Annotated in this window: 24 protein-coding genes; 12 read left to right on the top strand and 12 right to left on the bottom strand. The window is 62.0% G+C overall.

Annotated features, from left to right (window positions below; all coding sequences use genetic code 11):
• Nucleotides 1-46: 46 nt before the first annotated feature.
• From ACSFCA_RS21460 to ACSFCA_RS21445, 4 genes are all read left to right on the top strand, one after another.
• Nucleotides 47-1,930: a TRAP transporter large permease gene (locus tag ACSFCA_RS21460; protein WP_435460569.1), complete on the top strand. Its 1,884-nt coding sequence runs from the start codon at nt 47-49 to the stop codon at nt 1,928-1,930.
• 13 nt (nt 1,931-1,943) lie between these two features.
• On the top strand, nt 1,944-2,795 hold the full coding sequence (locus tag ACSFCA_RS21455) for a transketolase (RefSeq protein WP_435460570.1): 852 nt from the start codon (nt 1,944-1,946) through the stop codon (nt 2,793-2,795).
• On the top strand, nt 2,792-3,802 hold the full coding sequence (locus ACSFCA_RS21450; protein WP_435460571.1) for a transketolase family protein: 1,011 nt from the start codon (nt 2,792-2,794) through the stop codon (nt 3,800-3,802). The genes ACSFCA_RS21455 and ACSFCA_RS21450 overlap by 4 nt, the downstream gene beginning before the upstream one ends.
• A gap of 91 nt (nt 3,803-3,893) precedes the next feature.
• Complete coding sequence (locus ACSFCA_RS21445) at nt 3,894-4,676, top strand: SDR family NAD(P)-dependent oxidoreductase (protein ID WP_435460572.1); 783 nt, start codon at nt 3,894-3,896, stop codon at nt 4,674-4,676.
• 550 nt (nt 4,677-5,226) lie between these two features.
• Here ACSFCA_RS21445 and ACSFCA_RS21440 read toward each other — a convergent pair.
• Genes ACSFCA_RS21440 through ACSFCA_RS21390 form a run of 11 tightly spaced genes read right to left on the bottom strand, consistent with a single transcriptional unit; the run spans nt 5,227 to nt 16,030 of the window.
• Nucleotides 5,227-6,837: an AMP-binding protein gene (locus ACSFCA_RS21440; protein WP_435460573.1), complete on the bottom strand. Its 1,611-nt coding sequence runs from the start codon at nt 6,835-6,837 to the stop codon at nt 5,227-5,229.
• Between the two features lie 7 nt (nt 6,838-6,844).
• Nucleotides 6,845-7,591, bottom strand: coding sequence for an SDR family NAD(P)-dependent oxidoreductase (locus ACSFCA_RS21435; protein ID WP_435460574.1), 747 nt, complete (start codon nt 7,589-7,591; stop codon nt 6,845-6,847).
• Nucleotides 7,588-8,085: an aromatic-ring-hydroxylating dioxygenase subunit beta gene (locus ACSFCA_RS21430; protein WP_435460575.1), complete on the bottom strand. Its 498-nt coding sequence runs from the start codon at nt 8,083-8,085 to the stop codon at nt 7,588-7,590. Before ACSFCA_RS21430 ends, ACSFCA_RS21435 begins: the two co-directional genes overlap by 4 nt.
• Complete coding sequence (locus tag ACSFCA_RS21425) at nt 8,082-9,407, bottom strand: aromatic ring-hydroxylating dioxygenase subunit alpha (RefSeq protein WP_435460576.1); 1,326 nt, start codon at nt 9,405-9,407, stop codon at nt 8,082-8,084. The genes ACSFCA_RS21430 and ACSFCA_RS21425 overlap by 4 nt, the downstream gene beginning before the upstream one ends.
• Complete coding sequence (locus ACSFCA_RS21420; RefSeq protein ID WP_435460577.1) at nt 9,404-10,339, bottom strand: amidohydrolase family protein; 936 nt, start codon at nt 10,337-10,339, stop codon at nt 9,404-9,406. Before ACSFCA_RS21420 ends, ACSFCA_RS21425 begins: the two co-directional genes overlap by 4 nt.
• Before the next feature lie 18 nt (nt 10,340-10,357).
• On the bottom strand, nt 10,358-11,284 hold the full coding sequence (locus tag ACSFCA_RS21415; protein WP_435460578.1) for a VOC family protein: 927 nt from the start codon (nt 11,282-11,284) through the stop codon (nt 10,358-10,360).
• Nucleotides 11,284-12,192 (bottom strand): fumarylacetoacetate hydrolase family protein, encoded by a 909-nt coding sequence (locus tag ACSFCA_RS21410; RefSeq protein WP_435460579.1) that lies wholly within the window; start codon nt 12,190-12,192, stop codon nt 11,284-11,286. The genes ACSFCA_RS21415 and ACSFCA_RS21410 overlap by 1 nt, the downstream gene beginning before the upstream one ends.
• Nucleotides 12,193-12,196: 4 nt before the next feature.
• Nucleotides 12,197-12,598, bottom strand: coding sequence for a RidA family protein (locus ACSFCA_RS21405; protein ID WP_435460580.1), 402 nt, complete (start codon nt 12,596-12,598; stop codon nt 12,197-12,199).
• 24 nt (nt 12,599-12,622) lie between these two features.
• Nucleotides 12,623-13,678, bottom strand: a complete 1,056-nt coding sequence (locus ACSFCA_RS21400; protein WP_435460581.1) for an Ldh family oxidoreductase — start codon at nt 13,676-13,678, stop codon at nt 12,623-12,625.
• Nucleotides 13,679-13,688: 10 nt separating this feature from the next.
• The gene (locus ACSFCA_RS21395) at nt 13,689-14,420 is read right to left on the bottom strand and encodes an SDR family NAD(P)-dependent oxidoreductase (RefSeq protein ID WP_435460582.1); all 732 of its coding nucleotides are present in this window, start codon (nt 14,418-14,420) and stop codon (nt 13,689-13,691) included.
• A 2-nt stretch (nt 14,421-14,422) separates the two neighbouring features.
• Complete coding sequence (locus ACSFCA_RS21390) at nt 14,423-16,030, bottom strand: FAD-dependent monooxygenase (RefSeq protein WP_435460583.1); 1,608 nt, start codon at nt 16,028-16,030, stop codon at nt 14,423-14,425.
• A 141-nt stretch (nt 16,031-16,171) separates the two neighbouring features.
• On the opposite strand from ACSFCA_RS21390, the gene ACSFCA_RS21385 reads away from it, so the two are divergent.
• The 8 genes from ACSFCA_RS21385 to ACSFCA_RS21350 all read left to right on the top strand — a co-directional run bounded on the left by ACSFCA_RS21385 (nt 16,172) and on the right by ACSFCA_RS21350 (nt 24,603).
• Nucleotides 16,172-16,744: a MarR family winged helix-turn-helix transcriptional regulator gene (locus ACSFCA_RS21385; protein ID WP_435460584.1), complete on the top strand. Its 573-nt coding sequence runs from the start codon at nt 16,172-16,174 to the stop codon at nt 16,742-16,744.
• 553 nt (nt 16,745-17,297) lie between these two features.
• On the top strand, nt 17,298-18,623 hold the full coding sequence (locus ACSFCA_RS21380) for an aromatic ring-hydroxylating oxygenase subunit alpha (RefSeq protein ID WP_435460585.1): 1,326 nt from the start codon (nt 17,298-17,300) through the stop codon (nt 18,621-18,623).
• A gap of 47 nt (nt 18,624-18,670) precedes the next feature.
• Complete coding sequence (locus tag ACSFCA_RS21375; RefSeq protein WP_435460586.1) at nt 18,671-19,648, top strand: Bug family tripartite tricarboxylate transporter substrate binding protein; 978 nt, start codon at nt 18,671-18,673, stop codon at nt 19,646-19,648.
• A 53-nt stretch (nt 19,649-19,701) separates the two neighbouring features.
• Nucleotides 19,702-20,877, top strand: a complete 1,176-nt coding sequence (locus ACSFCA_RS21370; protein ID WP_435460587.1) for a thiolase family protein — start codon at nt 19,702-19,704, stop codon at nt 20,875-20,877.
• Complete coding sequence (locus ACSFCA_RS21365; RefSeq protein ID WP_435460588.1) at nt 20,871-21,239, top strand: Zn-ribbon domain-containing OB-fold protein; 369 nt, start codon at nt 20,871-20,873, stop codon at nt 21,237-21,239. Before ACSFCA_RS21370 ends, ACSFCA_RS21365 begins: the two co-directional genes overlap by 7 nt.
• 18 nt (nt 21,240-21,257) lie before the next feature.
• Nucleotides 21,258-22,880: an ATP-dependent acyl-CoA ligase gene (locus ACSFCA_RS21360; RefSeq protein ID WP_435460589.1), complete on the top strand. Its 1,623-nt coding sequence runs from the start codon at nt 21,258-21,260 to the stop codon at nt 22,878-22,880.
• The gene (locus ACSFCA_RS21355; protein WP_435460590.1) at nt 22,877-23,620 is read left to right on the top strand and encodes a hypothetical protein; all 744 of its coding nucleotides are present in this window, start codon (nt 22,877-22,879) and stop codon (nt 23,618-23,620) included. The genes ACSFCA_RS21360 and ACSFCA_RS21355 overlap by 4 nt, the downstream gene beginning before the upstream one ends.
• Nucleotides 23,617-24,603 (top strand): PDR/VanB family oxidoreductase, encoded by a 987-nt coding sequence (locus ACSFCA_RS21350; protein ID WP_435460591.1) that lies wholly within the window; start codon nt 23,617-23,619, stop codon nt 24,601-24,603. The genes ACSFCA_RS21355 and ACSFCA_RS21350 overlap by 4 nt, the downstream gene beginning before the upstream one ends.
• A gap of 14 nt (nt 24,604-24,617) precedes the next feature.
• Here ACSFCA_RS21350 and ACSFCA_RS21345 read toward each other — a convergent pair whose 3' ends face one another.
• Nucleotides 24,618-25,184, bottom strand: a complete 567-nt coding sequence (locus tag ACSFCA_RS21345; RefSeq protein ID WP_435477374.1) for a flavin reductase family protein — start codon at nt 25,182-25,184, stop codon at nt 24,618-24,620.
• Between the last annotated feature and the right edge of the window lie 9 nt (nt 25,185-25,193).

Here is a 25,193-nt window from a genome sequence, read left to right as displayed (position 1 = left end):
CCCGCCGTGGCGGGCTTCCATCCGCGTACTCATCAAGGATGTTGCGATGAAAACAGCCATTCCCATTCCCATTGGTCACCCCACAGGGCTCTCACGCTTCGCGGCCAGCCTCGATGCAAGGATGCGTCCCCTGATCGAAGTCCCGTGCGCTCTGCTCGTGGTGATAGATATCGTCGTACTGTCCATCGGCGTGGCCAGCCGGTACGTGTTCCACAGCCCACTGGTTTGGTCAGACGAGCTTGCCGCGATGGTCTTTCTTTGGCTCGCCATGCTCGGTTCCGTCGCCGCCTTCCAGCGCGGCGAGCACATGCGCATGACTGCGCTTGTAGGGAAACTCAAACCCAACACGCGAGCTTTCGTTGACGTGATCGCCATCGTTGTGCCGATCACGTTCCTGCTCCTGGTGCTTCACCCTTCGTACGAGTTCGCTTCCGACGAGGTGATGATGACTACTCCCGCTCTGGAGGTGTCGAACGCGTGGCGCGCGGCCGCACTGCCGGCCGGTTTTGCGCTTATGACGGTGGTCGCATTCCTCAAACTGGCCCAGGTGACCAGTGTGCGCCACCTCGTCAAGGCGGTCGCCACCGTGGCAATCATCGTCGCCGCGTTCTGGTTGCTGCAGCCCGTCTTCGCGAAACTCGGCAGCGCCAACCTGTTGATCTTCTTCGTGGGATTGGTCGCCGTGATGGTCTTGACGGGCGTCCCGATTGCATTCGCGTTTGGGCTTGCCACCTTCGCCTACCTCGGTCTTACTACGGCGACACCGACCGTCATCGTGGTAGGTCGTATGGATGAAGGCATGGGACATCTAATCCTATTGGCCGTCCCAATGTTTGTGTTTCTCGGTCTTCTGATTGAAATGACGGGCATGGCCAAGGCCATGATCGGCTTTCTGGCCAGCCTGCTCGGCCACGTTCGCGGCGGACTCAACTACGTGCTGATCGCCGCGATGTACCTTGTATCGGGCATTTCAGGATCGAAGGCCGCGGACATGGCGGCCATCGCCCCAGTGTTGTTTCCCGAAATGAAGAAGAGGGGCGCCAAACCGGGCGACCTCGTGGCGCTGCTCTCAGCAACCGGCGCACAGACGGAAACAATTCCGCCCAGCTTGGTGTTGATCACGATCGGCTCTGTGACGGGGGTTTCCATCGCGGCGCTTTTCACAGGCGGATTGCTGCCGGGCGTGGTGCTCGGAGTGGCGCTATGCGCGCTGGTTTGGTGGCGCTATCGCGGCGAGAACCTCGACGACGTGCAACGCGCCACCAAACGCGAGATATGGAAGGCCTTCCTGGTCGCGCTGCCGGCGATGGCCCTGCCCTTCATCATCCGGGCCGCAGTGGTAGAGGGCGTGGCAACCGCCACGGAAGTCTCGACGATTGGGATCGTTTACGCCTGCCTGATGGGCATTCTCGTGTACCGCCAGTTCAAGCTGTCGCGGCTGTTCCCGATGCTGGTAGACACCGCGTCCCTGACCGGGGCCATCCTGCTCATCATCGGCGCGGCCACCGCCATGGCATGGGCGTTGACGCAGTCCGGCTTTTCCGCGTCGCTCGCGCAATACATGTCCAGCTTGCCCGGTGGTGCGCCCGTCTTCATGGCGGTGTCCATCGTCGCCTTCATTGTGTTGGGAAGCGTGCTCGAGGGAATTCCGGCTGTGGTGCTTTTCGGCCCCCTTCTCTTTCCCATCGCCAAGGCCGTGGGGATCCACGAAGTGCACTACGCGATGGTGGTCGTGCTCTCCATGGGCCTCGGCCTCTTCGCTCCGCCTTTCGGCGTGGGCTACTACGCCGCATGCGCAATCAGCAAGATCCATCCCGACGAAGGCATCCGCCCGATCGTTGGTTACATGGTGGCGCTGTTTATCGGCGTGGTCGTCGTCGCAGCGGTGCCCTGGATCTCGATCGGCTTCCTCGCCACATCACAACCCTAAAAGGAAGGTATTCATGAAACTCCCCAAGACAGAGCGGTTGCGCGACTTGGCAGCGCGAGCGTACAAGGTTCGAATCAACGCGCTACGCATGGCAGAGATCCACGGCCAGGGCTACATCGCCCAGGCGCTGGGCGTGGCCGATCTGCTAGCCGTCACGTACCTCGACTCGATGCAGACTCGGCCACAAGAGCCGAAATGGGAGGACCGCGATCGCTTCCTCCTGTCGGTCGGACACTACGGCATCGCCCACTACGCGATCCTGGCTGAGGCCGGATACATCAGCGAAGATGAACTCGACACGTACGGATGCGACGACAGCCGTCTCCCGATGTCGGGCATGTCGGGCTATACCCCCGGCGCAGAAATGTCCGGGGGCTCCATTGGCCTCGGCTTACCAATGGCGGTAGGCATGGGTCTTGGACTGAAACGCAAGAATAACAAGGCGTTCGTCTACACGTTCATGGGCGACGGAGAGATGGCCGAGGGTCCGACCTGGGAAGCAGCGGCCGCCGCGTCGCACTTCGCGCTGGACAACATCATCGGCATCGTTGACTTCAATGGCGTCCAAGCCGATGGCCCGAGTACCCAGATATTCAAGACGGAACCACTGACCGACAAGTTCCGCGCTTTCGGCTTCCACGTACAACGCGTGGACGGGAACGACCTGGAGGCCCTCGTCGATGCGTTTGAAATGGCGCGTAATCTGAAAGACGTCGTGCCTCGAATCATCATCTGCGACACGAAGATGGGCAAGGGTGTGGACTTCTTGGAGAAGCGCGAGAAAAACCATTTCATCCGCCTGGAAAAACCTGAGTGGTCGTCAGCGTACGAGCGCCTTGGCGCATTGAGGAAAGAAGTAGCATGAACAACAGCACCGTGATGGAACAAACAACAGTCCAAGCGCCGAAGCCCATGGCGCAAATCGCTTCGAACGTCGAAGAAGGGCATCGCGTCCGCGCCACGCCCTTCGGCAAGGCACTGGTCGCCCTGGCCGAATCGGATCCGCGCATCGTGGGCATGAGCGCAGACCTGGCCAAATACACCGACATGCACATCTTCGCGCAGGCCTTCCCGGACCGCTTCTACCAAGTCGGGATGGCCGAGCAGCTGATGGCAACGGCGGCGGGAGGATTGGCAAAGGAAGGCTTCGTCCCTTTTGCTTCGACCTATGCGACTTTCGCATCGCGCCGCTGCTATGACTTCATGTCGCAAGCTGTCGCGGAGCAAAACGCCAACGTCAAGCTGATCGGCGGCCTGCCTGGCTTGACCACAGGCTACGGCCCAAGCCACCAGGCGACAGACGACCTCGCCATTTTTCGCGCGATGCCGAACCTGGTCGTGATAGATCCGTGCGACGCGCTGGACATCGAACAAATCGTGCCTGCCATCGCAGCCTATCCCGGCCCCGTCTACATGCGAGTGCTGCGCGGCAATGTGCCATTGGTCCTTGACGAGTACGACTACAAGTTCGAGCTCGGCAAGGCCAAGGTCCTGCGAGGCGGCCGTGACGTTGTCATCATCGCGACCGGGTTCATGACGATGCGGGCGTTGGATTCGGCCAAGGAGCTGGAGAAAGATGGCATCGACGTGAGCGTTGTGCACGTGCCCACCGTCAAGCCGCTGGACGAAGCGACGATCATTGCGGAAGCCAGCAAGGGCGGCCGCCTGGTCGTGGTGGCGGAGAACCACACGACCATTGGCGGATTGGGCGAAGCGGTTGCGGGCACGCTGATGCGCGCACGCGTGTCGTGCTCGTTCCACCAGATTGCCTTGCCAGATGCGTTTCTGCACGCGGGATCCTTGCCAGTCCTTCAGGATCGGTACGGCATCTCACGCAAGGCCATGATGGCCAGCATCAAGAACTGGCTATAAGGCTTCCACCTCGCCGTTCGCGTCTGCGGGCGTTCAGGGGGCGGGCGCCCGCCCCTGAGCGGGCCCATCGCCATCTCAACAAGGATTCGCCATGAATCACCAAGATCGTGTTTGCATCGTGACCGGGGGTGCCAGTGGCATCGGGCGTTGCATCGTAGAGAAATTTGCGCTTGAGGAGAAGGCGACGGTGTGCTTGCTCGATCGCAATGCCGAGAGCGCCCACGCTGTGGCGGAGTCGGTCCGCGCGTCAGGGGGAACGGTCCATCCCTACGCGGTGGACTTGTCCAACATCGCCGCCATCGAGCGCGTTTTCTCGGATCTGGTCGCCGCCGTGGGCGGCCCGCAGATTTTGATCAACTGCGCCGGCTTCGCATCGGTGGAAGCTGCTGCCACTTTCAACATTAACAACTGGCGCAAGAGCATGGACATCAACGTGACGGCAGCCATGCGCCTTTCCCAACTGTGCATCGCCACCATGCGCGAGCATCGATGGGGACGCATCGTGAACATCTCGTCTGTCAGCGCCGATCTAGCAGGAACCGGCCGCCTCGCCTATGGCACGTCCAAAGCAGCGCTCAACGCCATGACGCGCCAGTTCTCGGTCGAGGTGGCACAAGATGGCATCACGGTCAACGCGGTCGCGCCCGGCCCGGTCCAGACGTCGCTGACCGGCGAGAACCATGGTGGCAGCACGGCCGACATCTACAAGAGCATGATCCCAATGGGACGTTACGGCTCCATGGAGGAGATCGCCCACGCCGTGTCGTTCCTTGCCTCCACCGGCGCCAGCTACCTAACTGGCCACACCCTGCCCGTCGATGGCGGATTCCTGGCGAGCGGCATCATCGTCCGCGACCTTTTCAACAACGCTTGAAAAGCACCCCGGCTACCCCTGATACGTCGAAGGCGATCCCGTGGACGGGGGACGGCCTGACGCTCGGCGGCTTGGCACCGCGATCCAGCCATGTTCCTAAGGCGTTCGCCCAACGGTCGCCTGATCTCAGGCTCGTTACGAGGTGCATGGACCTTCTAGTTTTGCGACGCGTGGTGAAGCGTTTGCGCGGTCCACACCACAGGTTTCTGACGAACGGATGGAGCCATGCACATCGGGGTATGCAAGTAAACAACGCGAGCTGAGACGCGCGTCGCCGTCACGGCTGAACTGCGAAAAGCTCGTGGGGCATCGTTGTACCGATCATCGGCGGGTGGTTGCTTCAGGCGGGCGGCTGGCACGCCAGCTTCTGGGCTCTCGCCGGCGTGAGCTCAGCCAAGCTCCTATGGGTGTGGCGCCGATGCCCGGAGTCACTGCCGGTGCAACCGACGCGCCACCGAACCTCAGACCCAAGCATCTCAGGGATTCTTCATCCGACTATCGCTGCGACGACCCCCTGCCGCTCCGGTGGCAGCCAGTGAGCTGATCTCCGTCAGTGCTGGCCCCTCGACGACCGCTTCTTCAAATACCTCAGGTCAAAAACATTCCCGCTTTGTACCAGCAAGCGCGCCATCGTTTTGAGCTCCCCGCGTTGCAATTTCTGCGATGTTGTCAGGGGCAACGCTGCAACAAAAGCGATGTAACCCGGAACCTTGAAGTAGGTCAACTTCTTACCCGCAGAGTCGAATATCTGCCGAGCGGTGTCGATCGTCGGCGCGACCCCCTCGGCCAGTTCAATGCAAGCCATCACCTCTTCGCCTCGCAACTCGTCATCGACTGGCCCCACACCAACGGCTCGCACCCCGGCGATCTGGTTCAACACGCCCTCCACTTCCAGCGACGCAATGTTTTCTCCGCTGCGACGAACAATGCTCTTGCTACGATCCACGAAGTGCAACGACCCGTCATCGCCTTCGCGCACCATGTCGCCAGTGCGGAACCATCCATCGGACCAAGCCTCCTCCGTCAACACGGACTGACCTGCGTAGCCGCTGAAGAATCCCCCTCGCGCATCCTCGCCAGCGGCGCGCACCTGCAATTCGCCAGTCGCGCCCTTGAGGACCTGATTGCCGTCGGGTGTTACCAAGCGATATTCCATTGCATTGGTGGGCCGGCCGAAACACCGAGTCCCCACATGGCGCGGCTCCTCGCTTGCTACCATGGCTGCACCCGCCCCCACCTCAGTCATCGACCAAGATTCGAGCAGCGGAAAACCGAAACGCTCCTCGAAGGCCTTGTGGTGGGATGGATGAACGCCCGCACCAAATCCGAAACGCAGCGCGTGACGTCGCTCGTGCTCTCCCTGCGGGATTTGCAGGAGCATGGCAGGCATGACACCCAGATAGTGAACGATCGTCGCGCGGCTCTCGGCTACGACCTGCCACCATGATCGAGGGTGAAAGCGATCCAGCTGTACGATGCAGCCGCCCGACAGCACCATGGCCATGGTCGAGCAGGCCAGAGCGTTCATGTGCGTGAGCGGCAACGGCGTGATCAGCCGCTCCTCTCCGTTGCGAACGTGGCACAGCCCGCCGACGTTTATGTACCACGTGCCGAAGGCCAGGAAATAGCGGTTCGACAACATGCACCCCTTGGGCGCACCGGTGCTGCCGGACGTATAAACGAGCGAGCACTCGTCGCGCCCGGAATTTGGTGACGCCTGCAGGCAATGCGGCGGATCGCTATCGATCACATGCACTGGAAGAGTCGGAGCCGCGGCCTCGAGCAGGGCGCGTCGCTCGGGCAAGGCCACGGCCATGGCCACACCGCTGTCGCGCACGACATGAGCCATGTCCGCAGTGCTGCCTTCCGCATTGAGTGGCACGATCGAGATGCCCAGCGCATTGAGCGCCAGCCAATGCACGAAGAAATCCGCCCGATTGTCCAGCAGCAGAGCCACACGATGGCCCGTTCGCAGGCCGCTCTCGCGATAAGAGGGGACTAGCGACTCGGTCAAGCGCGCGGCCTCACCATAGGTCAGATCCAGTGGACCGCGGGCGTAGCTAGCAGCGGCGGTGGCTGGAATGTGAACGAACGGAGCCTGAGGAGTGCGATCCGCGGTTTGACGAAAGGCTTGATAAACGGAGCTGGGGGCGTTCAACATATGCGGTTCAGATTGGAATGGCAGTGCCGACGCTGGCGCCGCCGCACACGAAAAGGTTCTGCCCTGTCACCCAGCTGTTGCGCGGGTCGGCAAAGAAAAGGACCGCGCGCGCGACATCCTCGGGCTCTCCAAGGCGACGCATCGGCAATGCAGCCGCAAGGTCACGGGCTTTCTGGCTCTGAGCCGGAATGTCAGCCACGAGCATCGGCGTGACGGTCGGTCCGGGTGCCACGGCGTTGACGGTGATCCCATACGGGCCCAACTCCAGCGCCCACGTACGCGTCATCGCCACCAGCGCAGCCTTCGTCGCAGAATAAACGGTGCGCCCCGCCATTCCGACCAGCGCGCGCGACGACAGGTTCACAATCCGGCCAAAACCGCGCTCGCGCATGCCGGGCGTGAGAGCTTGCGCCAACACCACCGCGGCCCGCAGATGAAGGTCCACGAGGAGTTCAAACTCCTCATCCGCCACATCTTCGAGCCTCGTGTTTCGCACGACACCCGCGTTGTTGATCAAGATGTCGAAAGGCGCTTGCTTCGCGAGATCCAGCGACATTGTTCGCGTCGAACGGATGTCACTCAAATCGACCTCATGCTGCGCGAAAGCGGCGTGAGATAAGGAGCCTTTGTCGCGAGACAGGGAAACGACTTCCGCGCCCTGACTTAGGAGTGCATGGCACACAGCCGCGCCGATCCCGGCGCTACCGCCAGTCACCAGTGCACGGCGACCCGTAAAGATGTCACCGCTACTCATGGGAAAAGTTGCACCGAAGGCAGCGCAGCGTCGCAATTGAGTAGGTTGACCCGCTTAGTTCGGATTCGAAGCTTGCCTTTTGCGTCAACCGCCAAGGTGTGCCAAGAGACGGCGCCCAGGACAAACTGCTCTTCACCGCGCGCCTCGAGATAGGTGTAAGAAGTCCGAACCAGGTAGTCGTTGCGCTCGGGATCAAAGCGCTCTACCGTGGGCTGCTGAAGAACGTGCAATCCACGACTCACAGGTTGCTGGGAAAACGCGCGCGCATGACCAAGCCGTTCGACGCGAAGCCGTAGCAGCAGCTTATCCTCATGCATGAGCGAGTTGTGGCTGACTGCATCGACCTGGTCGTGTTGCAGAGGAATCCAGTACACGCCATCGTCGGCGAAAAGCTCGTACCAGTCACCGTAGCGCCGCTCATCGAGCAGCCGCGCCTCGCCAACGACGAAAGCGACGAGGTCGTTTTGACTGATTTCTTTGGCAACTTCGATCATTCCTCTTCTCCCATCATCGACGACCATGCACGAAACTGATTGCGCACGGATATCTCGCTCGTTCCATTGACTGTGAGGTCACGGGCCTTCTCTTCGTCACTGACATGATTGCGATGAAGACTGATCCATGGATTGCCATTGGCAGCCAATCCCTCCTGGATGGACCGGTAGCAATGCAGGTCGTCATGGCCGACCACCGACATCGGTGAATTGATCAGACGGCTGTACATCATGGTGCGTTGCAGGAGCGCATCGGGCGCCCCCTTCAGACGCAGGGTCCACGACTCAACGACGGTCTTGTCCACCGCGATTGGCCGGATCACGCGTATTGCCTGGATGGCTCCCTTGACGGTCAGGCTCGGGTAATAGACAGTGTTGTGACGCACAGTCCCGAGAATCGCGCGCGTGCGCTCTTCGCCATAAGCCGCAACGAGCTGTTCCTCGTATGCCGGCACCTGCGAATAGCTCGAATGCAGCGAGATCGATTCGGTACCCGTGTAGCTGTGCCCGCCTGCAAACACGCGCACACCCATCGCATCAGAGAACTGGTAGTTTTCAGTGAAGGGGACCATGACCTCGATGGCCATCGGCTTGACTTTGTCCGAGGGCTCATCCTTCCACAGGGATTTCGCTGTACCTGCCGAGGATTCGTGGGCCACCATCGGATGCATCGTGTCGTTGAGATTCTCGATGAACATCTTCCAGTTGCAGTTGTGCGTGTACCGCAAACAACCGCCCACAACCTCGAGTTCGCCTTCGGCCGAACGATCGGCCATGTTGTCGATGGAACTCAAGGAGTCGCCGAAGTACTCCTCAAAACCGGGTCCGGTGTCAGACAGGCGGGCGAAGACGAAGCCGCGCCGTGAGGCAACGTTCTGAATGCGGCACATGCCGCCGCTGGCCGGCGCCTGTGCGAACTCTGTGCCTTCATAGCCGCTGCGAAGAGGAACACCCGCCAGGCTTCCGTCAGTTCGGTAGATCCAGGCATGGTAGGGGCAACGGAACTGGCGACCGGTGTTGCCTGTCGGGGCCGTGACGAGTTTGGCGCCCTTGTGGGCACAGCGATTGAGAAGTACGCGGACGCTATGATCCGGCTGTCGCACGAGAAGGACCGGTTGATTGCCAAGATCGGCGGTCAGGTAATCGCCCGGCTCGGGCACCTGGCTCTCATGCCCCACGTAAATCCAGGCGCGCCGCCACAGGCGTTCCATTTCCAAGTCGAAGATTTCCGGATCCACGTACACATCACGATGTACTTGGTCGACCTTGATCAGCGCAGCGATGGCCTTGGCATCGTTGCGATACCGATTGACGTTACTCATGTTCGTCCTTTGGAAGCGATGAACTGATTTGTTGTTTCCTGCTCTGCAGGCATTCCGTCGGGCAGGCCCATTGGGAAGGGCCAGTCAGAGCCGAATAGGATGTGGGTAGGTCCGAATACGTCTCTCGCCAGGCTGAGGACGCCGGGATGGTGCGCGATGCAGTCCGCGTAGAAGCGCCTTGCCGCCTGCAACGGCCTCTCCACCTCGTGATCCACGCCGGGGCGGCGGGTCTCGAATCCGCGCTCCATGCGCCCGACCAGCGATGTGAAGACGCCACCTGCATGGGCGAGACAGAATCGCCCCCTCGGATATCTGGCGGGCACGCCCGCCATCACCAGATGTGCGGCAGCCACCCCGGTTTCCATGGGATTGCCAATGAGATTCTCCAGATAGAAGGAAGCGAGCCGGCCGTCGGCACATGCACCCGGATGCAGGAAGACGAATGCGCCCTTGTCGTCGAGGATCTTCCAAAGTGGTTCGTAGGCCGCATCTGAAAAAAGGATTCGCGGGTCGCCGCCCGCGGCGAGCGCGACACCCTCGAACTGGTGTCCCTCATAGTGCCTGAGCAGTCGCAGCGCCAGCGCAGGATGTTCCATGGGCAGATGAAGAAGCGCAGAAAGTCGCTGGTCATGCGCCGCGGTCAACTCGAGCAGCCCATCGTTCAAGGCTCGAGCCCAGAGTTCGGCCGCGCGCTCATCGAGCTGCTGGCGATACAGGGGCGGAGGCACGGAAACCAGCGCCCTGTCCACGGAGTGTTCCTCCATCCAAGCCAGCAGACGCTCGGGGAAATACAGATTCGCAATACCGATGGCATGGCCGTCGACGGTCAGCTTGGGCGGTTCGGAATGCCACACAACGCCCGGAAGACCCGCCAAGCGCTCGGCTGCGAAGGGCACCAGATGCGCGTGAACATCGAGAGCAATGGGATTCATGGGCGGTCCGGGCCGTTTTCAGCGCGGCTCAAGATTCGCGTTCATTTCGTTGCCCCAGAACTCCGGCGACCATTTCGGTCCCCAGACATAGGGGAGCTGGTTCCAGTCCCTCGTGACCCAGGCTTCACTGATCTTGTCCATATCGCTGTAGTACTCGACCCAGCTGCCCCAGGGATCCCGGATGTAGAGGAACAAATTCGAAGCCAGGGCATGGCGCCCCAGCCCGAACTGATCGGCGAACCCCGCTTCTCGCATCTGCCAGCCGCCAAAGCCGAGCTGGTCAAACGAGTCCACGTAGAAGCTCGCGTGTTGGAATCCGCGATGCGTACTGTTGATGAGACCGAAACAGTGGTGATCTCGAACGCCTTCGCCGCCCGCCATGAACGAAACCTTGCCCACGGCACGGTCCGTCGTGCGCAGACCCAATGCCTCGCTCAGGTAAGCCTCCGCCTTTGCGAAATCCTGGGTGAAAAGCAGCATATGTCCCAATTTCTTGGGCAGGACTTGCTTGGGCAGTTCCGTCCAAAGATGTCGGTCCACCCGCTTGTGATCCACGACGAACGGCTCGATGACGACTTCATCGGCAGGCGTGCGCGGGGTGAGGTTGAACCATGTCCCCCACGGATCCTGAAACCAAAGTCCCGGGCGAAGACCGGCAAACGGCGGCGCTGCTGCCGGTGTGCCCAGCGCCTTCAGCCGCTCTTCGAAGCGCGGCAAGTAGGCCGCCTCCACGAAGAAGGAGAGGTGGTGCAGGCGCTTGATGGAGCCCGGTGGGCCTTGGAGTACCAGCACGCTCGGCGCTGCCACATCGGCACATCCCAACGCGAGCGCGCCCTCATGCGCCTTGGGTTGCAGACCGAACGCAGTGTAGAAGCTGCGCGCTACCTCGACGTCAGGCACTTCAAATCCATATCCTGCAAGTGAATGCACGCGTGCGGAAGACATCAAAAGTCTCCTTCTCGATAGGACGTGAGGTCGGTGGCCGTTACCTTGTTGTCCAACTCGCCCAGCCCCGTGGCTCGAACAATCACGCGGTCGCCATCGGCCAGGAAAACCGGAGGCACGCGTGCATTGCCGATACCGCTCGGGGTGCCGGTGAGGAGGACGTCACCCGCCTCGATCGTCATGCCGGAGGAAAGCTCAGCGATGAGTTCTGGGATCGGGAACGCCATGTCGCTAACAGTGGCGCTCTGCATGGTCCTGCCATTCAACTCGCACTCAATGGCAAGCGCTTCAAGCGCGACGTCATCACGGTGAACGATCCAGGGCCCAAGTGGCATCGTCGCGTCGATGCTCTTCCCCTTGAGCCACTGTCCCCCGTGACGGCGTTGCAGGTCGCGTTGCGAAACGTCATTGGCCAGGCAGTAACCCCAGACATGGTCCATTGCTTTCGCAATCGAAATGCTGCGACCGCGCTTTCCCAGGACGACGACGACCTCGGCCTCGTAGTCCCATTTGGCCGAAAGTTTGCTATCGAAGGCGATCGGATCGCAGGGCGCGATCACGGTCGCTGGCGCCTTCGTGAAGAATGTGGGAGCGTCAGGTTTGGGCACGTCCTGGCCTTCGCGCTTGCCCTCACTCTCGTAGAAATGGTCCCAGTAGTTCCAGCCGGTGCAGAGCACGTCACGCCGGAACCTTCTGAGCGGCGACAGCACCTTCACATCCTCCAGGGCGACGACGTCGATCGAGTTCGCGGCATGAACCTTCAGCTCTTGCGCAAACTCCGGCCCACGCGAGACGATGTCCAGCACATCGCCCAGCTCCAGAGGCAGAAGGCGAACGCGTCCCTCGTCGTCCAGGCAGGCCGCGCGCTCAGCTCCGCGCAGCAAAACAGTTCCGAGTCGAAGTGCCATGGTCTCAGTCCTCGATGACAGCGATCGCGCTGATCTCGATCAGGTACTCCGGCTTGACCATCTTGCTGACCTCGACCATGGTCGACGCCGGCGCAGGGGCCTCGAAGAACTCACGGCGCACCTTGTGGATGATGTCGAAGTACTCGATGTTGCGAACGTAGACATCGACACGACAGATGTCGCGCAGCGTGCCGCCCGCGTCCTCCACCGCGGCCTTCAGGTTTTCACAGACCTGGCGGGTTTGCGCTTCGATGTCACCGATGCCGGCGATGGTTCCATCCGCCTTCCGCGCGGTCATTCCCGAAATGAAGGCCATGCGGCCCGCAGGCTTGACGCTGATGGCGGCCGAAAAGTGTCCGTTCGGCGTCGCCAGCGACGCGGGGGAGTGTTGCTTCTTCGTGCTCATGATGGTTTTCTCTCTGTGGTTGGATCAAAGGGTCGACGTCGCGCCGAGGGGCGCCACGCGAGCGGATTGCGCGAGGCTGTCAAACTGGGCGACAAGCTCTGGCGAGAGCTTCAACGCGTGCTGGTTGTGTGCACGGCGTTCGCGCTCAAGATCGCCCGGGGCGTAGACGGCAGCCACCTCGGGCGCGCGCACCGAATTGCGAATGCGTTCGGCAAACGCTTCGGCTCGCGCGGGCATGCCCGCCCCCGCATCAATGGCAAGAAACCAGTGTGCGCAGTCGTAGGGACGATCGGAGGCGCCATAAAGAGGCTGAACCTCCGCAGCCATAGACCCGCCGGAGAGCCCACCACACAGAAGATCGACCATGACCGCGAGCCCAAAACCCTTTGGACCAGCGGCTGGCAGAAGCATCCCTGCAATCGCCTCGCTCGGGGACGTCGTCGGCCGCCCGCCCTTGTCAGTTGCCCAGCCTGGCGGGATGGTCCCGCCCTCGCGCTCTGCGTTGCGGATCTTTCCCATGGCTGAATTGCTGGTCGCCATATCGATGACGATGGGTCGGCCCGCCAGCGCCGGGAATGCGAACGACAGTGGGTTGTTGCCGACCACACGCTCCGCGCCGCCGGGCGCCGGCATCAGCGGACGCGTGTTGGACATCGCTGCGCCAATCAGGCCAGCTTCTGCAATCCGCGCACTCCAGTACGCTGCCGTTCCGAAGTGAAACGCATGCCGTACCGCGACAACGGCCACGCCCGTCTGACGTGCTCGCTGGATCGCCAGATCCGTCGCCAGTACTGAAGAGACTTGGCCGAGCGCATGGTCGGCATCCAGAACCAGCAACGAAGCACGGTCTTCAACGACGTTGGACACCGGCTTGGCTTTGACGCTGCCGGCACGCAGGCGCTCCACATACATCGGCAGCAGCATGCAGCCATGAGACGCCACGCCCTGCAGATCGGCCTCGACGAGTGCTGCCGCGGTGTGTTGCGCATCGGCAGCCGGCACCTCGCAGGATTCAAGGATTTGCGCTGCCCATTCGATCAGACGACCGGGTGCCACGCTCAGATTTTTGGTGTTATTCATAAGGAGCCCTTCAAGACGCGGGGATCAATCTGCGCTCGACCACGTTCCCGGAAATCGTGCTGGCGCCATCCGAGATCAGATGAAGCAACGTGGGAACTACGGCCGAAGGCTGGGAGACGCCCAAAGTGCGCTCGTAGCCCGCGAGCTCCTCCGCGCTGGCCGATTTGAGGAAGACGGGTGTCGCAACGAGCCCGGGCGAGAGTGCATTCACGCGAACGCCGAATTCGCGAGCCTCGAGCGCAGCGCATTTGACGAGCCCGATGATTCCCGCTTTCGTCGCGGCATACGCCGCAGCGCCGGGCCAGCCATTGCTGGCCAAACCCGACGTGAACGCAACGACGGAGCCGCGGCGCTGGCGTTTCATCGCTGGCAGGAGTGCCCGCAACAGATAGAAAACCCCCGATAGATTGACGTCGAGATGGCGCTGCCATTGCACATCTGTTGTGTCCTCGATGCTTGAGCGTTCCTGAATCGCCGAGGTCAGCACCGCCGCATCGACGCGTCCGTCCGCAGCCAGAATGCGGTCGACCAACTGCTGGCAGCCATGCGAGTCCGCTATGTCGAGAGTGGCGACCTCGATACGAGCAACCGAAGCGAGCGCGTGGAGCGCCTTTTCGTCGATGTCCACCGCCCAGACTTTGGCCCCGCATCCGGCAACTGCCAGGGCTGTCTCGCGGCCGATGCCCGAAGCAGCACCCACGACGAGCACCGTGTGCCCGCTGAAGTCATAGGAGACTTTCATCGTCAAGCTCCCTTTGGCGGGAGCACGCCCGTGATCTTCGTGTAGAGCGCTTCGGCGTCTGCCCCATCCATCGAAACGATGGCCGCGACATGCTCGTCCGGCCGAACGAGCACCAGGGTGTTGGGCTGGACATCCAACCGTTTCATGAATGCATCCCCCGGATCGAGCACCGCGCGATCGCGCAGGCCGCTATCGTGTGGAGCATCCCAGCGCGAGACGACGCGGTGCGCGAGGGCCGGTGAATCGTGCGCCGGCAACGAGGGGCGGCGGCGTGCATCGGTGAAGTACAGCGCGACAAATCGATCCTGACAGAGGTCATGCGCACGCAGCACGCGCCCATCGCTGCCATGCAGGGGATGGTCGGGCAGACGATCCCCCACTTCGATCGCCGGGCGGGTACTGCGCTTGAAAAGGCTTCCGCCGCCATGCCCCTCCAGATCCAACTTCACGCCGAGCAAGCCCCGGGTGTAGGCGTTCGCCCAGCTGTTGTCGGTCATTGCGATGGCGCTGTCCTTGCGACGGGCCATGTACAGGCGCGCCGCCTCTGCCACCTGGCCCGATCCATTGATTGCCATGGGCCGCTGCTCGCGCTCATAGCCATCGATGAGGCTCTCGTCGGCCCACCCTCGAAGCACCCAGTTGAGGCGCCAGGGAAGATTCGACGCATCCAGTGCACCGGTGGTGATACCGAGACCCCACATGGGCGTGATGAGGTGGGCGGCGTCGCCCATCAGCAGGACGCGGCCGCTGCGCCAGCGGCTTGCAACGCGATGATGCACGTTGTAGATGACCTTGCTGATCACCTCGACGTTGTCCACTTGGCCGATGAAGGACAACGACTTTTCCAGCAACTCAGCGTCCGTCGGCGAGTCCTGGCCCGGTAAAAGTGGATACAGGAAGCGCCAGCACTTCGGATGCCGCACCAGAATCATCCACTGCTCGGGGTCCGAAAAATAGGCCAGGTAGGGATAGTCGCGCGGGTTGCCGATATCCAGGTCCAGCTTGAGATCCACCAGCGCGTACTTTTCATCGAGCGAGTAGCCCTCGGCCTCTATGCCCAACTTCGTGCGCACCATGCTCCGGCCACCATCGCACGCCAGCATCCAAGCACACTCGACGGTCTTGGCGCCTTCGGGCGTGTCGAGCTTCAGCAGCACATGGTCATCCCGGTCTTCGAAGCCGACCAGCTTGTGCCCCAGATGGAGGCTTGCGGTCTCTCGCGTACTCAACTCCTCTGCGAGAACCGGCTCGAAGTCGTGCTGCGGAATGTTGATGACGAACGGGAATCGCGTCTCATCGCCAAGCAGGTGAAGAGGAACTGGGAACTGGGCGGTCTGCGTGCGACGGTCCACCTCGCCGATCTCGTCAATGCGCAACGAGGACGCCAGAACTTTATCCACGGCGCCATACCGGCGCAGCACCTCCAACGTCCGCGTAAGGATGGTGCCGGCTTTGATTTCCATCGATAACTGCCCATCCTCCTCGTAGACCTGCACAGGAATGCCGTAGCGGGCAAGCCCCAGTGCTGTGAGCAGACCGATTGGCCCTGCACCAATGATGGCCACCGGGCGGCCGTCCGCGTTCGGGAATGAGGAAATGGTTGCATTCAAGATAAGAAGCTCCGCAGGAACGGCGACCTCCCCTGAGAGACCGGACCGTGATTGAGACCAAGACATGACGATCATAAATCGATAAAACTTGATGTCAAGATACTTGATTGAGGAATACTTGAACCGCGTAAACTAGGAGGAATGACACAGACCCTCACCGCCTCCCGCAAACCGAAAGCGCCGGCCTCCACTGGCGCGGACTTGGAAACGGCCGATTACGTAGATCACTTTGTGATGGAGTGGGATCGGCACCGCCCAGATCTTCAGATTCACCGTCTCTCGCCTCTCATGCGCGTTCTTCGGCTCTCGAACCTGCTCGAGAAAGAACTCTCCCGGATCGCCAAAATGCAGGACATCACGAGCGCGCAGTTTCAGGTGCTCGCGGCCCTGCGCCGTCACGATCCGGAGCCACAATCGCTTTCCCAACTCAGCCGCATCGCCATCCTGACCTCGGGGTCCATGACGTCTCTGGTGGACCGCCTGGAGGAGCGCCAGTTCGTCCGCCGCCAGCGCCACCCCGAAGACCGAAGAGGCATCTTGCTGGCCCTCACGGATGCGGGCCGCAACGTCATCGACGCTGCGCTAGAGATGCGAGTGCGCCGACTGCATGCATTGGCCGACTCGCTTTCCGCGCAAGACCTGAGCGCCATCTCCACCGGGCTGCGCAAGCTGCTACTGGCCGTCGACACGCCCTTTGAAGGCAATCCGTCCTGAAAGAATCCTCGGCTTACAGCAGTGCACGTCCCGGATGCGCAGCGCGCGCCTTGCGCCGACTTGCACGCAGCAGCTTTGCGACCGCCGTCAGCACGATGCCGTGCACTCACGGTCTCCTCTCGGAATCAACGGCTGCGAGACATCGCGGACGCGACACCGTGGGCAGCACCCCCAATGCAGCGTTCTGAACGCTGGCCGTGAGTCAGACCCGCTTTGGCGCTTGGCCTGCATGGGCCGCGCCTGATACGCCCCGTGAAGGGCGCGAACTTGGCAGCACCGCCTCACTCCCTCGGCGCGATCCAGCGCCATTGACGTCGCGGCAGCGCCTAGCCGGCAGTCGATAGCGTCAGTCGGTCTCACAGAGATCGTCCCGGACGCAGATGTTCTAACTGACATGTGCGCGTCGCATAGCGGCCGCCATTCGCGCAGCGTCGCGCCAGACTCTCGCTGCGCCATATTGACTATCTTGTGATATGTCACATAGAATATTTCCAGAGAATACTCATAAACCTGGTCTTCGATTCGGAGGCTAGGCAGCCACGACGGAGCCCACGTGAGCAGATATCGCAACAACCAAGCGGCCATCGCCGATCTGATCCGAACCGATCAGGTCCATGCGGACCTCTACATTGATCCAGAGCTCTTCGCGCTGGAGCAGGAGATGCTATTTGTACGCACGTGGCAGTACGTCGGGCATGCCAGCCAAATTCCGAACACCGGCGACTTCTACACGGTGACGATCGCGGGTCAGCAACTCATGATGATCCGGCAAGCCGATGCATCGGTGTCCGTATTGCATAACCGATGTGCCCACAAGGGGGCAACGCTGTTCTCGGAGCCCAGCGGCAACGCGGGCAAGGTCATTCGCTGTCCCTATCACGCATGGACGTACAAGCTCGATGGCTCGCTGATCTCCATGCCTCTTCGTGCGGAGTACGAGTACACCAACGTGCGCGCCTGCCCCGCAAGTGAGGGTCTCTCGAAGCCTGCGATACGCAACTATCGTGGCTTCGTCTTCGTGAGACTCTCACCCGAGGGCCCGGACTTCGAGACGTACGCCGGTGGAATGCTGGAGGTGATCGACAACCTCATTGACAGATCGCCCGAAGGCGACGTCTCTGTAGTGGGTGGCTGCATCCGATCGACCATTCGTTGCAATTGGAAGATGTACCTCGAGAATGTGAACGACGCCGTCCACGCGATTTCCACACACGAATCGGTTGTCGTGACAGCGAAGAATGCATGGGATGCAGAGGTCGACCGATCTGCCACCCCAATGGCGGTCGAGCAGCTTCTGCCGTTTGGTTCAGGGCTTGATTTCGTCCGCGGCATAGGTGCGCGCATTTTGAACAATGGTCACAGCATCCTCGGCACAAAGGCGAGCCTGCACACCGGATATCACGCGTTGAACGAGTATGAGGCATCACTCGCGCACGTGCATGGACCCGACAAAGCACGACAGATTCTTTCCTTCGCACCACAGAACGCCATTCTGTTTCCAAGCCTTGCCCTGAAGTGCTCGCCCCAACTCCTGCGGGTGGTGAGGCCCCTCGGCGTGGATCGGATCGTCGTCGAGGCCTGGGCATTGCAACTAAGAGGTGCGCCTGCCGAACTGGCAGCGCGCACCATGCACTACAACCGGTTGGTTTATTCGCCAATGTCGCCAGTGGCCCACGATGACGTGCACGTGTTCGAGGGCATGCAACGCGCACTGCACTCCCGTGCCAACCCCTGGGTCAGCCTGCACCGTCTTCACCGCGCCGACGAAAGCACAGACCTCGCCGTCGATCACAGCGCTACAAGCGAAATCCTGATGCGCAATCAGTTCCGGGCCTGGGCGCAATGGATGCAGCAGGGCACGCCAGCCACAGTTTCCTAAGCGAGTTCTTCTGCGCCCCTCATCCCATACACCCCTGGAGCTCTACGATGACACACACCCGCCGCGATTTGCTCAGCACCGCATGCCTCCTGGCCGCATCCGCACTTGCGCTGCCCGCACGGGCGCAGGACTACCCCAGGAAGCCCATTACCATCATCGTTCCGTTTCCGCCGGGCGGCATCGCAGACCCCATCGCCCGCCTCGTAGGGCAGAAGTTGAGCGAATCCCTAGGCCAGCCGGTCATCATCGACAACAGGCCGGGCGCCGCCGGCCAAGTCGCAATCTCCGCCGTCAAGAATCAGCCAGCCGACGGCTACACGCTGTTCATGGGCAACATGGGATCCCAGGCGCTCAATCCATTCCTCTTCTCCAAGCTCGGCTATGCGCCCGGCGACTTCGCGCCGATCACGCCGGTCGTGCAAACGCCTCATTGGCTCGTCGTGCACCGCGACAGCCCGCTGCGATCGGTTGCCGACCTGATCGCGCAATCCAAGAGTAAGCCCGGGGGGCTGACGTTCGCTTCCCAAGGCGTCGGCACTGGCGGACAACTGCTCGCAGAAATGTTCAAGGCGCGCACTGGCATCGAGGGCACGCATGTCCCTTACAAAGGCTCGGCACCCGCTTTGCTAGACCTGCTTTCGAATCGCGTGGATTTCTTTTTCGACTCCGTCAGCACCAGCCTTCCCTACGTGAAGGAAGGTCGGTTGCGCGTGCTCGCCGTCGCGTCGTCCAAGCGGCTGCCTCAGGTTCCGGATATCCCGACGCTGGCCGAGCTCGGTTACCAGGGCATCGAGCTGTTGTTCTGGTTCGGCATGTTTGCGCGCACGGGCACACCCGATGCCATCGTCAACAAGCTGAACGCGGAGTTCACCAAGATTGTCCAGTCACAAGCTCTGCAGGATGCCACCTTGCCCATCGGCCTCGAACCTATCCACAGTTCTCCGGCCGAGCTCTCGGCACGAATCCAAGCGGACGCACAGCGCTGGGGCAAGGTCATCAAGGACGCAAAGATCAGTGCCGACTGAACACGCCTTGGCGAATCGATCAACGACCACCTCTCTTCGACCAGAGACCGCGCGTGTCTTCCAAACCCAGTTCTGATTTCGGCGGGGTTGTCATCGCAGCTCCCGTGTCGGTCGCCTACGCGCGCTACAGCAGTGAGCCGGCTGACTGGTACTTCGCGCAGTGCCTGCGTGCCATGCTGGGCGCATCCGGCCTGGACAAGGCGGAGATCGACGGGCTGGCCGCCTCGAGCTTCACCTTGGCGCCGAATCCAGTCGCATCGCTTACCCTGTCGCTGGGCATCTCGCCCGGTTGGCTGGAGGCAGTGCCTTTTGGGGGCGCAAGCGCCGTCATGGCGCTGCGCCGGGCTGCTCGCGCCGTTCAGGCAGGCGACGCATCCGTCGTAGCTTGCATTGGAGCCGACAGCAATCCCGCGGATGGCTTCAAGGACATCATCAGCGGCTTCTCGGTCGCATCCAACGACGCGGTGTTCCCCTATGGCGCGGGCGGCCCCACAATGCCATTCGCCCACATTACGCGGCAGTACATGGACGCCACCGGCACCTCTCGCGATGACTTCGGTCGTCTGTGCGTAGCCCAGCGCGACAACGCCAGCCTCTGCGAGCATGCGCTACTGCGCAAGCCGATCACCCTCGATGACTACCTGTCTGCGCCTGCAATCAGCGAGCCGTTTCACAAGCTCGACTTGGTGATGCCCTGCGCCGGCGCCGAGGGCTTCCTCGTCTTGCGCGAAGCGCATGCCAAGGCTCTCCAGATCCCCTACGCCCGCATCCTCAGCGTGGTCGAGCGCCACAATGCCTACCCCAACGAACATCCGGTGTTGCGCGGGGGCTGGCTTCTCGAGTGTGAACGCCTGTACGCGACGGCGGGATGCCGGCCAAATGACATCGACGTGGTTGCAACCTACGACGACTGTCCCGCCATCGTCTTAATGCAGCTCGAAGGTCTCGGATTCTGTGCGCAAGGGCAAGCCCGCCATCTCGTGCGAGATCGGGACTTGCGACTTGGAGGGGACTTCCCCATGAATACCAGCGGCGGCCAACTCGGCTGTGGTCAGGCAGGAGCGGCGGGAGGCTATCTCGGCCTCGTGGAGGTACTTCGCCAAGTGTCGCATCAGGCGCCTGGACGGCAAGTCCGGGGCGCTCGACGGGGCGTCGTCAGCGGCTACGGCATGGCCGTCTACGACCGCTGCCTCGGCAGCGGCGCAACGTTGCTGGAGGGCGCATGGTGACCACCTCATCGAACGCAATGAAGGCGCTGATCGACGCCGCACAGGCCACCGGCTTCGCAGTGCCGCGGTGCGGAGCGTGCGGGCATCGCTTCTATCCGCCTCAGTCCTTCTGTCCGCACTGCCTGGCCCCCGAGATCGAGTATGTGCCCGACAGTGGTGACGCAATCGTCCTGTCCACCACGCGGCTGCATCGCACCTTCGATCCAGCGTGGACCGCTGCCTTGCCCGTCCATATTGCCAGCGTGAAGACAGCGGCGCAGCTCTCTCTATTTGTGACTGTGGATCGCATGCTCCCCGTAGGTACCCAGGTCAGGATTCATCTTCGCCACGGCCTCTTCCATGCAGAAGTTCGCGGCCTCTGATATCACCCCACGCCCACCATGACGTCCCTGTTGCCACTCCAGCCCCAATCCGTCCAGAACCGCACGTTGCCCCGGATGCTGCAACGTCAGGCCGCGCGGCAACCTGACGCCCGATTCCTGACGATGGGATCGAAGCATTGGACCCACGCCGACGCCCTTAGGGCCGCCGGCGCGCGCGGCGCTGCCCTTCACGCCGCAGGCGTCACTAAGTCCGATCGCGTGGCCTCGATGTGCGGCAATCGCATCGAGGCGATTGAGGTCTTCACCGGTTGCGGCTGGATCGGCGCGGTGGCGGTACCTATCAACACGGCGGCCAAGGGACCTCAGATCCAGTACTACGTCGAGAACAGCGGCGCGAAGCTGCTTGTCATTGAGGCTGCTTTTCTCGAACGACTCGAAGATGTCGATTTCTCGCAAACCGCTCTCGAGACGATCTGGGTGATTCCGAGCCCCGCATGCGGCGCACAAGACCGATCACACGTGAACGGCGCCCGTGTCGTGGCCTACCCTGTGGCCGGCCCCCCCGTGTCGGCCGAGGACATGGAGTCGTCAGATACCTTGGCGATTCTGTATACGTCGGGGACAACCGGTCCCGCCAAGGGCGTCATCTGCTCTCACGGACACTACTACATGTTCGGTTTCAATAGCGTACGCATGCTCGGCGTCACTGGCAGTGACGTGCTCAGCACCACCCTTCCGCTGTTCCATATCAACGCCCTCAACACGTTTGCGCAAGCGAGCATCACGGGTTGCCAGGTCGTCATTCACGAGAAGTTCTCCGCGTCAGGCTTTTGGCCCACCTCCCGGGCTTGCGGCGCGACGGTGATCTATCTGCTCGGCGCCATGATTCCCATGCTTCTGGCTCAACCCATCTCCGAGGACGAGCGGTCTCACAATGTGCGTATAGGCCTCGGTGGAGGCGCCCCGGGCACGACGGCAGAGGACTTCAAGAATCGCACGGGCGTACTTCTCGTCGACGGCTACGCCTCGACCGAAACCTCTGTGGTGATCTCGACCCCGCCGGGCGTGGCCGGGCTTGGAGCGATGGGGTGGCTCAATGAAGGCTTCCAGGCCCGCGTGGCCGATGCATTCGATCTGGAGGTACCGCTCGGGGAGGCAGGCGAGCTCCTGTTGCGCGCGGACGAGCCCTTCGCGTTCGCGAGCGGCTATTTCAACATGCCTGACAAGACCGTGGAGGCGTGGCGCAACCTGTGGTTCCATACCGGCGACCGCGTCGTGCGCGAGACCGACGGTAGTTTCCGGTTCGTCGACAGAATGAAGGATGCGATCCGCCGCCGTGGCGAGAACATCTCCTCCTACGAGGTGGAGCAAGCATTGCTCACTCATCCCGACATCGCCCAGGCTGCGGCTTTCCCAGTGCAGTCCGAGCTCGGCGAGGACGAGGTGATGGTCTCGGTCGTTCTGCATGCGGCCAGCCGCATCGAGCTATCCAAGCTCGTCACGCACTGCGAGTGCCGCCTGCCCCACTTCGCTGTGCCACGCTACTTCGATGTGGTCACCGACTTGCCGCGCACGGAAAACGGCAAGGTCCAGAAATTCAAGTTGCGCGACACGGGAGTGACCGCGACCACTTGGGAACGTCCAGGCGCCAGCCAACCTCGTCGCCAGAGCAACGCATGACCGGCATTGAACGCCCCAAGGACGCACCGCTGACTTGGTTCTGCGTGTGGGTGGCCGACCAGGTTTTGCCTTTGGCTCCATACGAACGCAACGCGTTGCGCGCACTGGTGAACGGCTGCCCAGGAACACAGGCAGCGCACGTGATGCTGCCGACATCGGCAGACGATCCTTTCTATCCGGACCGCGAGGGGTCGCCTTCGCTGGTGGTGCAACTCGACTTCTTCCACCCGTGTGTGCTGGAACAGCATCTTGGTCCAGGCGGCTACCTCGCACCCCTTGCCGACCCGGATTTCCTGCCAAGCCTGGCAGGCGCCCAAGCCACGCAACAGGGCATGCTCGCACGGTACTATCCGGTCGCCGAGCCCGGCATTCGCAGCGCACATGCCGAAAGCGTGAGCTACTGGGTCGAGTACGCGGGCCCTGCTGCCAATCCCAACAAGTGGCACGAGGCGTACATGCGCCGCCACCCGTTGCTGCTTTCCCAGTTCCCTGGCATCCGCGCGATCGAAATCTACACCCCCGCCGCGCTGGTGTGCGGGCTACCGCTGCCAGAGCGGCCCTGCCTTCAGCGCAACAAGACCGTGTTCGACAGCGCGCAGGCCATGAGCCACGCGATGCAAACTCCGGTGCGCGGCCTGCTGCGCCAGGATTTCCATCGCTTGCCCCCATTCGAAGGCGCCGCGCTGCACTTTCCCTTCGAGACATTGACCTACCGACCCTCAGCGCCGACCCTGCCATGACCGATCCTTCGACTCTCCAGCTCTTGGTCGCCACGACCGAGGAACTCAACTCCCTCATTCGTCGCATCGTCCTTCAAGCGCCGGATGGCGGCCTCCTGCCAAGTTTCAGCGCCGGGGCTCACATCCAGGTGCAGGTGCAGCTCGGCGTTGGCCTAAGCGACTGGCGTCACTACTCGCTCATCAGCTTCGACCCGACCGGTTCCTCGACGCTTGCTCCCCGCGACTACACCATCGCGGTGCGGCGAGAAGATGTGGGCCGAGGCGGATCCAAGCACATGCATCAGCTCAAGGCTGGCGACTCCGTTACTGTGCAGGCGCCCAAGAATGACTTTCCCCTCCGTGATCACGAGGCAGCGGCCGTTTTGGTCGCCGGCGGCATCGGCGTCACGCCACTTGCCTCCATGGCGACCGAGCTCAAGCGCGTGAACCGTGCGGCGCGCATGGTGTACGCGGGCCGCATGCGAGAGCTCATGGCATTCGTGCCCGAACTCCGTACGCTGCTCGCGGACTCGCTGGAGCTCCACGTCGACGAAGAAGCCAATGCCCCGCTGGACATTGCACGACTGCTTGATGGCTGCGACGCGGGTGAAGTCCTCTACGTCTGCGGTCCGAAGATCATGCTGGACGCGATCCTCTCTGAGGCCCAATCCCGAGCCTGGCCGTCCGACCGTATCCGGTTCGAACTCTTCTCCGCACCCGAGGCTCAGACGGGTGACCGCGCCTTCGAGGTCTTGCTCAAGCAAAGCGGCAAGACGCTCACCGTGTCTTCCGATCAATCGATCCTGGACTGCCTCCTCGACAACGGGTGCGACGTGCTTGCCGACTGCAAACGCGGCGAATGCGGCATCTGCGCCGCCACCGTCCTCGAAGGCGAGATCGATCACCGTGATTACGTGCTCACCGAGGCGGAGAAGGCCAGCGGTAAGGTCATGCAGATCTGCGTATCCCGCGCAAAAGGTCCACGGCTGGTGCTTGACCTCTGAAGCGCGCGGCAGTTTCAGGAAGAGCCCACGAGAAGGGGTGCAGGCAAAATTTCGCCCAGCCTGCCGTACCAGGAACCGCCTAGTCGGCAGATCGGGTCCAACAGGGCCGAATCAATGCGCCCCTCCTGCAGCACCGATTCGCGCACGTGGTACTGCAACACCCGACCGATCATCAACCGGTTGGGTTGATTTCCCAGTTCGATGCACTGGTGAAGCACGCACTCCATGGCCACCGGCGCGGCCGCCAGACGCGGCGTCGCAATCCGAACGCTCGCCACTGTCGCAAGGCCGAGCAACGCGGCCTCGCTGACGTCGGCACCAACGTCCTGCGCGCTCGCGTGCACCGCTGCGAGCAGACTGTGATCAGCCATGTGGACCACAAACTCCCCCGTATCCAGGATGTTGCGTGCCGTGTCCTTGAGCCCGTCGAATGCCGCGCGGCGTGCATCGATCCCGATGGCGAGCATGGGTGGATCGTGGCACACAAAAGTGAAGGAGGAGAAAGGTGCCAGATTCATCACGCCCTGGGGAGACCTTGTGCCGACCCAAGCAACCGGACGCGGGACCACTGCGCCTGTCATGAGCTTGTA

It is taken from the genome of Variovorax multivorans (assembly GCF_051216835.1).
Classification (GTDB): domain Bacteria; phylum Pseudomonadota; class Gammaproteobacteria; order Burkholderiales; family Burkholderiaceae_C; genus Variovorax.
The sequence above is the reverse complement of the archived record's forward strand: the minus strand, read 5'-3'. Positions and strand labels throughout refer to the sequence as shown.

What these genes read in the sequence shown, in the direction of transcription:
- ACSFCA_RS21460 (WP_435460569.1), top strand. Translation starts at nt 47, where the DNA reads ATGAAAACAGCCATTCCCATTCCCATTGGTCACCCCACAGGGCTCTCA.
- ACSFCA_RS21455 (WP_435460570.1), top strand. Translation starts at nt 1,944, where the DNA reads ATGAAACTCCCCAAGACAGAGCGGTTGCGCGACTTGGCAGCGCGAGCG.
- ACSFCA_RS21450 (WP_435460571.1), top strand. Translation starts at nt 2,792, where the DNA reads ATGAACAACAGCACCGTGATGGAACAAACAACAGTCCAAGCGCCGAAG.
- ACSFCA_RS21445 (WP_435460572.1), top strand. Translation starts at nt 3,894, where the DNA reads ATGAATCACCAAGATCGTGTTTGCATCGTGACCGGGGGTGCCAGTGGC.
- ACSFCA_RS21440 (WP_435460573.1), bottom strand. Translation starts at nt 6,837, where the DNA reads ATGTTGAACGCCCCCAGCTCCGTTTATCAAGCCTTTCGTCAAACCGCG.
- ACSFCA_RS21435 (WP_435460574.1), bottom strand. Translation starts at nt 7,591, where the DNA reads ATGAGTAGCGGTGACATCTTTACGGGTCGCCGTGCACTGGTGACTGGC.
- ACSFCA_RS21430 (WP_435460575.1), bottom strand. Translation starts at nt 8,085, where the DNA reads ATGATCGAAGTTGCCAAAGAAATCAGTCAAAACGACCTCGTCGCTTTC.
- ACSFCA_RS21425 (WP_435460576.1), bottom strand. Translation starts at nt 9,407, where the DNA reads ATGAGTAACGTCAATCGGTATCGCAACGATGCCAAGGCCATCGCTGCG.
- ACSFCA_RS21420 (WP_435460577.1), bottom strand. Translation starts at nt 10,339, where the DNA reads ATGAATCCCATTGCTCTCGATGTTCACGCGCATCTGGTGCCCTTCGCA.
- ACSFCA_RS21415 (WP_435460578.1), bottom strand. Translation starts at nt 11,284, where the DNA reads ATGTCTTCCGCACGCGTGCATTCACTTGCAGGATATGGATTTGAAGTG.
- ACSFCA_RS21410 (WP_435460579.1), bottom strand. Translation starts at nt 12,192, where the DNA reads ATGGCACTTCGACTCGGAACTGTTTTGCTGCGCGGAGCTGAGCGCGCG.
- ACSFCA_RS21405 (WP_435460580.1), bottom strand. Translation starts at nt 12,598, where the DNA reads ATGAGCACGAAGAAGCAACACTCCCCCGCGTCGCTGGCGACGCCGAAC.
- ACSFCA_RS21400 (WP_435460581.1), bottom strand. Translation starts at nt 13,678, where the DNA reads ATGAATAACACCAAAAATCTGAGCGTGGCACCCGGTCGTCTGATCGAA.
- ACSFCA_RS21395 (WP_435460582.1), bottom strand. Translation starts at nt 14,420, where the DNA reads ATGAAAGTCTCCTATGACTTCAGCGGGCACACGGTGCTCGTCGTGGGT.
- ACSFCA_RS21385 (WP_435460584.1), top strand. Translation starts at nt 16,172, where the DNA reads ATGACACAGACCCTCACCGCCTCCCGCAAACCGAAAGCGCCGGCCTCC.
- ACSFCA_RS21375 (WP_435460586.1), top strand. Translation starts at nt 18,671, where the DNA reads ATGACACACACCCGCCGCGATTTGCTCAGCACCGCATGCCTCCTGGCC.
- ACSFCA_RS21365 (WP_435460588.1), top strand. Translation starts at nt 20,871, where the DNA reads ATGGTGACCACCTCATCGAACGCAATGAAGGCGCTGATCGACGCCGCA.
- ACSFCA_RS21360 (WP_435460589.1), top strand. Translation starts at nt 21,258, where the DNA reads ATGACGTCCCTGTTGCCACTCCAGCCCCAATCCGTCCAGAACCGCACG.
- ACSFCA_RS21355 (WP_435460590.1), top strand. Translation starts at nt 22,877, where the DNA reads ATGACCGGCATTGAACGCCCCAAGGACGCACCGCTGACTTGGTTCTGC.
- ACSFCA_RS21350 (WP_435460591.1), top strand. Translation starts at nt 23,617, where the DNA reads ATGACCGATCCTTCGACTCTCCAGCTCTTGGTCGCCACGACCGAGGAA.
- ACSFCA_RS21345 (WP_435477374.1), bottom strand. Translation starts at nt 25,184, where the DNA reads ATGACAGGCGCAGTGGTCCCGCGTCCGGTTGCTTGGGTCGGCACAAGG.